Source organism: Sphingomonas sp. AC449, from assembly GCF_979253475.1.
This window is the reverse complement of sequence record NZ_CEEDCZ010000015.1, coordinates 44,092-54,316: the sequence shown is the minus strand read 5'-3', so window position 1 is coordinate 54,316 and position 10,225 is coordinate 44,092. Positions and strand designations below refer to the sequence as shown.

9 protein-coding genes and 1 riboswitch are annotated in these 10,225 nt (G+C 63.3%); of the genes, 3 read left to right on the top strand and 6 right to left on the bottom strand.

What is annotated here, in order from left to right; genetic code table 11:
* The first annotated feature begins 250 nt into the window (after positions 1 to 250).
* Positions 251 to 327: riboswitch (Fluoride riboswitch) on the top strand.
* A gap of 23 nt (positions 328 to 350) precedes the next feature.
* The gene (locus tag AC0CH3_RS16920; protein WP_465238094.1) at positions 351 to 1,712 is read left to right on the top strand and encodes a voltage-gated chloride channel family protein; all 1,362 of its coding nucleotides are present in this window, start codon (positions 351 to 353) and stop codon (positions 1,710 to 1,712) included.
* A gap of 9 nt (positions 1,713 to 1,721) precedes the next feature.
* On the opposite strand, the gene AC0CH3_RS16915 is transcribed toward AC0CH3_RS16920, so the two are convergent.
* From AC0CH3_RS16915 to AC0CH3_RS16890, 6 genes are all read right to left on the bottom strand, one after another.
* Entirely contained in the window at positions 1,722 to 2,198 is a 477-nt protein-coding gene (locus tag AC0CH3_RS16915) for a hypothetical protein (RefSeq protein ID WP_031392891.1), read from the bottom strand.
* Positions 2,199 to 2,211: 13 nt separating this feature from the next.
* Entirely contained in the window at positions 2,212 to 3,456 is a 1,245-nt protein-coding gene (locus AC0CH3_RS16910; protein ID WP_200910541.1) for a molybdopterin-dependent oxidoreductase, read from the bottom strand.
* A 106-nt stretch (positions 3,457 to 3,562) separates the two neighbouring features.
* Complete coding sequence (locus tag AC0CH3_RS16905; protein ID WP_031392889.1) at positions 3,563 to 4,714, bottom strand: TDT family transporter; 1,152 nt, start codon at positions 4,712 to 4,714, stop codon at positions 3,563 to 3,565.
* Positions 4,711 to 5,583, bottom strand: a complete 873-nt coding sequence (locus AC0CH3_RS16900) for a LysR family transcriptional regulator (protein ID WP_031392888.1) — start codon at positions 5,581 to 5,583, stop codon at positions 4,711 to 4,713. Before AC0CH3_RS16900 ends, AC0CH3_RS16905 begins: the two co-directional genes overlap by 4 nt.
* Positions 5,584 to 5,671: 88 nt before the next feature.
* A complete protein-coding gene (locus AC0CH3_RS16895; protein WP_031392887.1) occupies positions 5,672 to 6,655 on the bottom strand; it encodes a malate dehydrogenase in 984 nt (327 codons plus the stop codon).
* 46 nt (positions 6,656 to 6,701) lie between these two features.
* Positions 6,702 to 7,871 (bottom strand): YncE family protein, encoded by a 1,170-nt coding sequence (locus tag AC0CH3_RS16890; protein ID WP_055879827.1) that lies wholly within the window; start codon positions 7,869 to 7,871, stop codon positions 6,702 to 6,704.
* Between the two features lie 255 nt (positions 7,872 to 8,126).
* Between AC0CH3_RS16890 and copM the strand changes: the two genes are divergently transcribed.
* Positions 8,127 to 8,513: a CopM family metallochaperone gene (copM, locus tag AC0CH3_RS16885; protein ID WP_333981212.1), complete on the top strand. Its 387-nt coding sequence runs from the start codon at positions 8,127 to 8,129 to the stop codon at positions 8,511 to 8,513.
* Positions 8,510 to 9,928 (top strand): YncE family protein, encoded by a 1,419-nt coding sequence (locus AC0CH3_RS16880; protein ID WP_056677682.1) that lies wholly within the window; start codon positions 8,510 to 8,512, stop codon positions 9,926 to 9,928. Before copM ends, AC0CH3_RS16880 begins: the two co-directional genes overlap by 4 nt.
* The last annotated feature ends 297 nt before the right edge of the window (positions 9,929 to 10,225 follow it).

The following is a 10,225-nucleotide window of genomic DNA, read 5'->3' as shown; positions in this document are numbered from 1 at the left end:
CACGCTCGTAGCAGCCATCCCTAGGTTTGCTGCGAACCGATCAGACCCCGCAGCGCATCCGCGGCTTTCGTGCGGTATCGCCCCCTTGTGACGAAGCCCGAAAACGACGTGGGCCAAAGCCGATCGGTCCCGCATGCAGCGTACCCGGGGTCGGTACATATAACGGGCTCAGATAGACGCTGCCGACTGGCCGGTCCGAGCATTTGCCCGACCAACATGCCCATTGACGGTTGGGGCAAACGTCTAATAGATCGACTTTGGCAATGGATTTCTGCCGGGCAATTTGGCCGAACCGCTCTGATAAGAGCTGATGATTCCTACTTGGCGCCTTCAGGCAGCAAGGAGGAATTGTGCGCGCTACCTTTCGCAATCTCGTCGGCACGCTGAACGTCGCGGCATTCATGCGCGATCGTCACGACCATGCGATCTCTGTCCTGCGCTGGGCGCTGATCTTGCTGCCCATGGCGGCACTCGTCGGGACGCTATGTGCGGCGTTCCTGCTGAGTCTCGATACCGTTACGCGACTGCGGTTTGCATCGCCTTGGCTGCTCTATCTGCTACCGGTGGGCGGGTTCGTTGTCGGATTCCTCTACCATGTCACCGGGCGCACAGTGGAAGGCGGCAACAATCTGATCGTCGAGCAGGTCCACGAGCCTGGCGGCGGGGTGCCTCTGCGGATGGCGCCGCTCATCTTCTTCGGCACAGTGGTGACGCATCTTTTCGGTGGCTCGGCCGGACGTGAGGGCACCGCCGTCCAATTGGGTGGAAGCCTTGCCAGCGGTTTCGGCCGCGCGCTCCGCCTCGATGCGGGCGGCACGCGCATCCTGTTGATGACGGGTATCGCAGCCGGGTTCGGCGCGGTCTTCGGCACGCCGATCGCAGGCGCGGTCTTCGCGCTCGAAGTGCTGGCGATCGGCCGCGTTGAATATTCCGCGCTAGTGCCTTGCCTCGTTGCAGCGCTAGTCGGCGATTGGACGTGCCTCGCCTGGGGTATCCATCACGGTGTCTACCCGATCGGTGCGTTGATACCGGTCGATGCGCTGCTCGTGACGAAGGCGGGTATTGCGGGGATCATATTCGGACTGGTCGGTTTGGCCTTCGCCGAAGCCAACCACGTGGTCGGGGGATGTCTGAAGCGGATCGTCCCCTATGGTCCGCTACGTCCAGTGATCGGCGGGGTCGTCGTTATCGCGCTCGTCTTCCTGTTCGGCACGCGCGACTATCTAGGCCTGGGTGTCCTGGCAGCGAGGCCCGAGAGCCTTACCATCGCCAGCTTCTTCGGACCAGACACGCATCCGTGGAGTTGGGCGATCAAGCTGCTGTTTACTGTCGTCACGCTCGGTGCGGGTTTCAAAGGCGGTGAAGTCACGCCGTTGTTCTTCATCGGCGCGGCGCTCGGTAACGCGCTGGCGCCTTTCTTGGACGTACCGACGGGCCTGTTCGCCGCGATCGGCTTTGTTGCGGTCTTTGCCGGGGCTGCCAATACCCCGCTCGCCTGCACCTTCATGGGGATTGAACTGTTTGGCGCCAGCTATGCGGTGCCGATCGCCGTCGCCTGTTTCGTGGCCTATCTCTCGGGCCACAATGGCATCTACCTGTCGCAGCGCGTTGCGATACCCAAGGTGCCCGCGAACGGCCTCGCGCCCAATGCAACACTGCGCGAGACACGTACACGCCGCACAGCACTTCGCGCGCAGAACCGCGTGTCGTGAGTGATGGGCTTAGCCTGATCCCCCCGATACGTCGGGCGCAGCCTTCGGATCGGGGTCTTGCGCCTTGCCCTTCGCGGCGCCCGGCTGCTTTGCGCTCATGGCGGTCAGATAAGCGACGATCGCCGGCACGTCAGCCTGTGCAACAGGAGCCTTGTAGACCTCGCGCATCTTGGTGACCTCCGCGGTCCACTGATCGGAGGAGAGTGGCGGCTGGTTCAGCGCCATGCTCGCCGAATGACACGAGGTGCAGTTGGCGTTGATGACGTCGGCATGCGGGCCGGCGGGATATTGCCCTTCGTCGGTCGGGAGATCGACCGAGGTGGACGCCAGCGAGAAGCCGCGCGCCGAAACGCTTGGCGGCGGTGGTGCGGTCGGGGCGGCAGGCGGCGGGGCGATGCGGCTGTTCGGGGCACCGATCGCGAGTAGAAGAACGACGGTCGCGCCGACGAACCCGAACGACAGCGTGCCGATGGAAGGCGTTTTCATGGGGGAGCGCTCCTCAGCCGACGACGATGTTGGTGGTTTCGATGTTGCCGCGCATGAACCCGCCCGGGTTCCAGATCGGCGTCATCGGCTGCGCGATGCCGGCGGTGTTCCAGCAGCGCGACATCAGTCTGGTCGGGCCCGCATGGCTGAGCGGCACCTGCGCATCCCAGCGGCGGAAACTGTATTTGCCGTGATCGGGGCCAAGCGTCGTCTTGTACCAGCTCTTGCCGTTGTCGGTCGACACATCGACCTTGGCGACGCCGCAATCGCCGCCCATCGCGATGCCGCCCAGCGGGATTGACCGGTCAAACGCGATCACCTGCCCTTCGTCGAGGCTCGTGACCCAACTGCGCGGGATCATCTTGTTGATCGGGACGGCCGGGAAATCCTTCTGGCCAGGCCGCACGTTCGCGCCTGGAGTGTCAGGGATCTTGTACGCCTTGGCCATCCAGTAACCGTCGTCGGGCGCGGCAAGCACCTCGATGTCGTTCAGCATCTTGACCCAATAGGTCGAATACCAGCCGGGTACGATCAGCCGGACCGGGAAGCCGTTGAGGAGCGGCATCTGTTCACCGTTCATCCCGAAGGCGAGCATCACTTCGCCGTCGCGTGCGTGGTCGATCGACAGCGACTTGGCAAAATCCGGTCCACCCGCGACCACCGGCTGGTCGAGCGCACCGAACCGCACCGCGACCGCGCCCGGCTTCACGCCGGCGATATCGAGCACGTCGCGCAGGCGCACGCCGAGCCATTTGGCGTTGCCCATCGCCCCGTGACGCCACTGCGCACCGGCAACAGGGGGCTGGAACAGCGCACGCGAATTGCCCGAGCATTGGTTGATCGCCGCCAGCTCGACGCGTGGCAACTTCAGCAGTTGCGCGAGCGAGATCGACAGCGGCCGCGTGACCGCGCCGTGCACCTTGATCCGGAACGCCTCGACATCGATCGCGGTCGGAATGTCGGCCCAGTGCCAGCGGACGAAGAACTGGTCGTTCGGTGTGAAGACGTCGCCATTGAACACGCTCATCGGCGTTTCCAGCAGCGGCGGGTGGATCCGCTGGAGGATCATGCTGCCCTTGCCGGGGAACGCACTGGTTATCGGCCGTTCCGATGGGCCACCCGGAAGATGCAGGTCGACCATGCTCTGCGCCAGCGCGGGTGCGGCGATCAGCGCGCCGCTGCCGATCGCAGCCTCTGCGAGAAAGCGACGGCGGTTCGTCGCCTGCGCCAGTTTCATATCCAGGCTGTCCACCAGCATTCTCCCTTCGATGTCATGCTCTTATGCGCGATCCGTCCGACGGTCTGCCCGGTACGGGTCGATCGGATGGGCCGGTTCGATCCGGCAGGACGATCAGTTCGGCCCATCAATTGGCTTGGGCGATGCAGGGCGACACGAACAGGTTTCCGCGCCAGCCGCCTGCGACCGTCTTGGCGCCGACCAGCAGCCACATCGCTGCGAGCGCGATGGTGAGGATGGTGCCGACGATCCCGAAAAAGCCGAGCTGGAGCGTCGTGCCGAGCTTGAAGGTGGCGACAGTGTAGACGCCGAGCGGGAAGGTGTAGCCCCACCAGCCAAGGTTGAACGGGATACCCGCGCGCCAGTAGCGGATCGTGATCAGCGTCGCGAGCGCCAGCCACCACAGGCCGAAGCCCCAGAGCAACAGCCCGGCGATCGTGCCGATCCCCTGCGCTACCGCGCCGATCTGGCCGAGGCCGTTGGCGGCGAGGATCGCGGGCGCGTCGCTACCGAGCACCAGCATCCCGAGCGCACCGGTGCCGATCGGACCGAGCGCGAGCCAGCTCGAGGCGGCCATGCTCTCGTGCGGCAGCTTGTGGAGAGCCATCCGCAGGATCAGGATCGCGAGAATGCCGAACGCGACCGGCACCGAATAGGCCCACAGGACATAGGAGGTCGCCAGCACCACGAACTGATGATGGGCGTCCGCCAGATGCGGTGCGAGCAGGCCTCCGCTCGCGCCTGCGACCTCGGCCGCGACCACTGGCAGGAGCCACACCGCGGTCATGCCGTCGAGCGAATGTTCGTGCCGGGTAAACATGAGGTAGGGGATCGCTACACCGCAGGCGAGCGACATCGCGACGTCGATCCACCACAATGTCTCGGCGATCGGGATCACGCCGGCGCCGAACCGCGGCAGGCCGAACGCCAGGAACCCGTTGATGATCGTCGCGAGGCCCATCGGGATCGTACCGATGAACATCGATACGGTGTTGTGCCCGAAGATCCGCCGCGCCTCGTGCCCGAACATCGTCCAGCGCGCGGTGTAGAGCCCGGCGAACAGCGTGAAGAGCGCGATGTTGAAATACCACAATGCCTCGCCGACCGGGTGCAGCGACGTGCCGACGCCCGGCACCTGCGGTAAGGCCAGCGCCAGGATACCGGTGCCCATGGTCGCGGCGAACCAGTTGGGCGTGAACTGCCGGATCATCTCGCGCGGTGAGTCGAGCCGGCTGAGCGGCTTCAGGCCATCAAGAACGGGTTTCAGATCGGCGGTCACTTGCCAGTCTCCTTGATGAGATCGGTCAGCGCATCGGCCGCCCGGGTACGATAGCGCTCTTTGTGCCGCAGCGCGTAGAACGGACGCCGCGGCAGACCGAGCGGCAGATCGTGCAACGTTCCGGCCGCGATTGCAGGTGCGACGACATGCTGCGACAGGACCGCGACGCCTGCGCCAGCCTCGACCGCGCTACGTACCGCCTCGTTCGACGGCAGGGTCAGCGCGGTGGTGAGGTCCGACGGATCGACGCCGCGCTGGCGCAACACCTCCTCGAACGACGAGCGCGTGCCCGATCCCTGTTCGCGGACGATCCAGCGCGCGGCGCGGATCCAGTCCTCGTCGATCGTGTCGGCTGCGCGATCGCTTACCAGCACCATGCGGTCGTTCGCGACCGTCCAATGCGCGAGCGCGGGCTCGTCGATCACACCCTCGACGAAGCCGAGCTCGACCGCACCGTCGAGCACGCGCGCCGCGGCCCCCTCGGTGTTGTCGATCGCCAGTTCGATTGAGATCGCGGGGTAGCGCGCATGGAACGCCGCCAGCTGGCGGGGCAGCCAATAGCCTGCGATCGTCTGGCTTGCGACCAGCCGCAGTGTGCCGCGCTCCAATCCTGCATATTCGGCCAGTGCAAGTTCCGCGCTGGCGGCACGGCCAAGCACTGCGCGCGCGTCGACCAGAAACATGCGGCCCGCTTCGGACAGTTCGATCCCGCGGCCGACCCGGTGGAACAGCGGCACGCCGTGCCGAGCTTCTAGCGCGGCGATGGCAGCGCTTGCGGCTGACTGCGTCACATTGAGCGCTTCGGCAGCGCGCGTCATGTGCTCGCGCTCTGCGACACCGACGAAAATCCTGAGTTGTTCGAGGGTCATGCCCGATCTCCTTGCCCCAATGATAGGGAAAGGAGATCAATCGCACCAACCAAAGATTACAGTCATTCCAATCAGATATACCGATCGTTCATTTCAGAATGTCGATAACCGCCTCACGTTCATCGACCAGTTCGGCAATCGTGCGATCGAGCATCGATCGCTGGAACGGATCGAGGGTCAGGCCTTCGATACGCGCATACCCACCGCTCATGCAGTGCACCGGCACGCCGCACACCAGTCCTTGCGGGATACCGTAGGAGCCATCTGACACCACGCCCATCGACACCCAATTATCGCCTGCGCCGTGCACCCAGTCGCGCAGATGGTCGATCGCTGCATTTGCGGCCGACGCGGCCGAGGACGCACCCCGTGCTTCGATGATCGCGGTTCCGCGCTGCGCAACGGTGGGGATCAGGGTTTCGCGGTACCAGGCCTCGTTTCCGATACGGTCGGCAAGCTTTTGGCCATCGAGTTCGGCATTCCCCCAGTCGGCAAACATCGTCGGCGAATGGTTTCCCCAGACGACGAGCTTTGTAATCGCATCGACACCTACACCCGCCTTGGCCGCAAGCTGTCCCTGCGCGCGGTTGTGATCGAGGCGGATCATCGACGTGATGTTTTCGGCAGGAAAACCCGGTGCGCTTTGCGCAAGAATCCAGGCATTTGTGTTGGCGGGATTGCCGACGACCAGGATCTTGGCGTCACGTTTGGCCACTGCGTCCAATGCTGCGCCCTGCGTCTTGAAGATCGCTGCGTTGGCAGCGAGCAAATCACGGCGCTCCATGCCCTTTGAGCGGGGACGAGACCCAACCAGCATGGCCGCATCGATGTCCTTGAAAGCCACCATCGGATCATCAGTAATGATCACACCTGCCAGTAGCGGGAACGCGCAATCCTCCAGTTCCATGACCACGCCGCGTACGGCGTCCATAGCCTGCGGCACGTCGAGCAGTTGAAGGATAACGGGCTGGTCCGGTCCGAACACGTCACCCTGCGCAACCCGGAAGAGCAGCGAATAGCAAATTTGTCCTGCGGCACCGCTGATCGCGATCCTGACGGGGGGCTTGGTCATTTCAGAAAGGGCTTTCCTTGGGAAATTACAGACGGTGTAAGACCGATCAACGCGCCGCCACGGCAAGCGCCGCATCGCGCCCGGATGGCACCAGATTGGCGAGACCTTTTCCTGATCGCACGGCACCAGGAACGTAGATCAGGCTTTGCGCATCCGTACTGATAGGGATTGTCGACACGGTGGTGTACGTCAGCGTGTCGATCCCAGCGACCTTGTTGGTTCCGGCCAGGCTGGCATAGATTCTCGTACCATCGCCCGACGGCCAAACCGCACTTGGAGCCGCTTGTAGCGGGACGGTTGCCACAGCCTCCAGGCTGTCGGTTCTATAGACCTTGATTGCAGGTTGATCGCCGCCAATGCTGACATAGGCAAAGGAATCGTCCGCGCGCTGGGCGAAGTTGACCGCGCCCGTTGCTGGACCAGTGTTTATCACTTCGCGTACCGCAAACGGCGGTTTGGCAGCAAAAACCGTGGTCGTGCCGCTCTCGCGGCGTGTTGCCCAAATCTGTTTGCCATCTGGCGAGACCGCGATTGCTCCCTCACCTGCACCGTTGCTGGCAACGTGTCCGACGACGCGCCGATGCTCGACGTCGACAACCAGGATGGACGGCCTTTCAGTAAGCGATACAAAGGCATAGCGTCCGTTTGGCGACAGGATGGTCGCGCCCGCTCCGCCACTTGCTGGTACGCGGGTGATCTCCCGCGCGGTCTTAGGATCCACGACCGCGATGGCATGTTCATCGCCGAGCGAAACCCAGAGTTCGTGCCCATTGGGCGTAAACGCGACGGCGGTAGGCGACGTCTGGAACACGGTCCGGCCTCGTTCCGTGTTCGTGGCCAGATCTACGAGCGTCACACTGTGCTGCGCTAATGCCGATACCGCCAGGGTCCGCCCGTCACGCGTTGCAGCCAGGTGCTGGACTTTGGGGCTGGAAAAGCTGGGCTCAGCTATCGCGCTTTTGGCGAGGTCGATCCGTCCCAGTTCGTTGCCCGCTGCAGGATCGATGACAACGATCTTCGTCGATGTAGGGTCAGACACATAGATCCGGTCATGATGGCTGAGGTCGATATCAGCCTTCGACCACGGTGCCTGAACCGCCTTGATATCGTAGGGAAAGTCGTCCGCCGCAGGTGCAGCCCAATAGGCCTGAGCGATCGCCGGGACTGGCGCTACGGAGGCCAACATCGCGGCAACCAAAACGATCGCAGCTTTCATCGTTTGATCCTTATCACGGACCCGGCGGGTGATCGTGCCGGTCCGATGCCGCTAGATCGACCGATATCTCCCCTGCGTCCAACGCATGGTAACGATGGTTTCAATACGAAAACGCGATCATAGATTGTCTACCGTTCTTTTTAGATGATCAGAACAACCATGCTTATGCGTTGGATCGATGGCTGAGCTGCGATCATTTACGCTGTCACGCTCGGCATTCATCGCTCGCGTGTCATAAATGGGAATACTAAAGGCATGACGATGAAATCTCGCACGGCCTTGCTAACGGCGATAGCCGTGTCCGTATCAACGGGTGCGTTAGCGCAAACGGACGGTTTCGCGTCCGCAATGGATGCGGCGATGGCGCGGATGCACGGCGCGATGATGACCGGTTATTCAAGCGATCCCGATCGCGACTTCGCAAGAATGATGATCCCGCATCATCAGGGTGCGATCGACATGGCCGAAGTCGAACTGCGGTTCGGCAAGGATGAACGCCTGCGCCGGCTCGCCCAGGGAATCATCGTCGAACAGCGTCAGGAAATCGCGGTGATGCAGGGCATCCTATCCGAAGGCGGCGCGTTGCTGCCTCACACCGAACCGACCGCGACCGGTCACCCCCATCACGGAGACCGTCCATGAAGCGTTTCACCCTAACCGCCTGCGCCGCCTTGTGTTTCTCGGGCCCTGCGTTTGCCCAGCAAGTGCCGAACGCGACCCCCGACGTCCCCGTCAGCGCGCAGGACCGGTTCTACACCTCGGACCAGTTCTCCAACACCGTGTCGGTGATCGATCCGTCGACCAACACGCTGCTCGGCATGATAAAACTCGGCGACCAGACCCCCGCGAACCTCAGCCCGCTCTACAAGGGACAGCTGCTCGTCCACGGCATGGGCTTCTCGCCTGATCGCAAGACGCTGGCGGCGATCTCGATCGGCTCGAACTCGGTGACGTTCATCGACACTGCGACCAATGCCGTGAAGCATACGACCTATGTGGGCCGATCGCCGCACGAAGCGTTCTTCCGCCCCGACGGTCGCGAAGTCTGGGTCGCGGTGCGCGGCGAGGATTATATCCAGGTGCTCGACGGCAAGACCTTCGCGCCGACTACGCGCATCCCCGTTCCTAATGGCCCCGGCATGACGATCTTCTCGCCGAACGGGAAATACGGTTACGTCTGTTCGAGCTTTTCTCCCGAGACCGTTGTGATCGACACCGCCTCGAAGAAGATCGTCGGTCGCGTCAAGCAGGCGAGCCCGTTCTGCCCCGACATCGCCGCGACGCCCGACGGCAAGCAGGTCTGGTTGACGCTGAAAGACGTCGGCAAGGTCATGGTGTTCGACGCCAAGCCACCCTTCGCAGTGCTCAAGACGTTCGACACAGGCGCGATCACCAACCACGTCAACATCGCCCGCACCAAGGCTGGCCAGTTCGCCTATGTGACGGTCGGCACCGAGAACGTCGTCAAGGTGTTCCGCACCACCGACTTCGCGCAGGTCGCGAACATCCCGGTCGGCGCGCTCCCGCACGGCCTTTGGCCGTCGGGCGACGGTACGCGGATGTATGTCGGGCTGGAGAACGCCGACGCAGTCGCGGCGATCGATACCGCCAGCAACACCGTTATCGCGACGATTCCGATCGGTCAGGGGCCCCAAGGCGTGGCCTACGTTCCCGGCGCGGTGCCGGTAGGCGATGGCCGTGCAAACCTGGTGCCGCTCGCCCAGGCCGGCATGAAGATCCAGCTGACTCTATCCGGGACTGGGCGCAGCCAGGTGACGCTGTTCGATCAGGGCCAAGTCCAGATTTTGCAGGCGGCGGTTGCGGGCCTCAGTCCAAAGATGCCCTATGTCCTTGGGCTATCCTCCCGCGCTGATGGCAGCGGCGTGATCCAGCCTCTGGCGAAGTTCATGACCAATCCGGCGGGCGGCGCGATAGTCAACACGCTCGGACCGCTCCGCCAGATCGTCAGCGACGCAAAAGGCGACATGCGCCGTTACCTCGTCATTGCTCCGGGCGACCCGATGATGCCGGGCGCCGTCGTTCAGGTGCAAAAATGAGGATTCCGGTGAAACCTGCGATCTCTTGTCCGTATCCGGTATCTTGGTCATGACGCTGGTATAGGCTGCCGCAGCGTTTTGAGACTGTCGGAAAACACACCAGACCGTCCGAGAACTCCGGGATGGCCATGCCGTTAGGCGCGCGCTGCCCTGGAGGGCGCTCGAGGCAGAATTTCTGGATTGGATCGCTCGTCGGCGGGCAAATCCCTCACATTGGGCATCGTCAGCGCGATATTCTCTTGAGAAATGGATGTCCGGCCTTTTCAGGCCTGCACGGCGCGGAGCAGGGCGGGAATG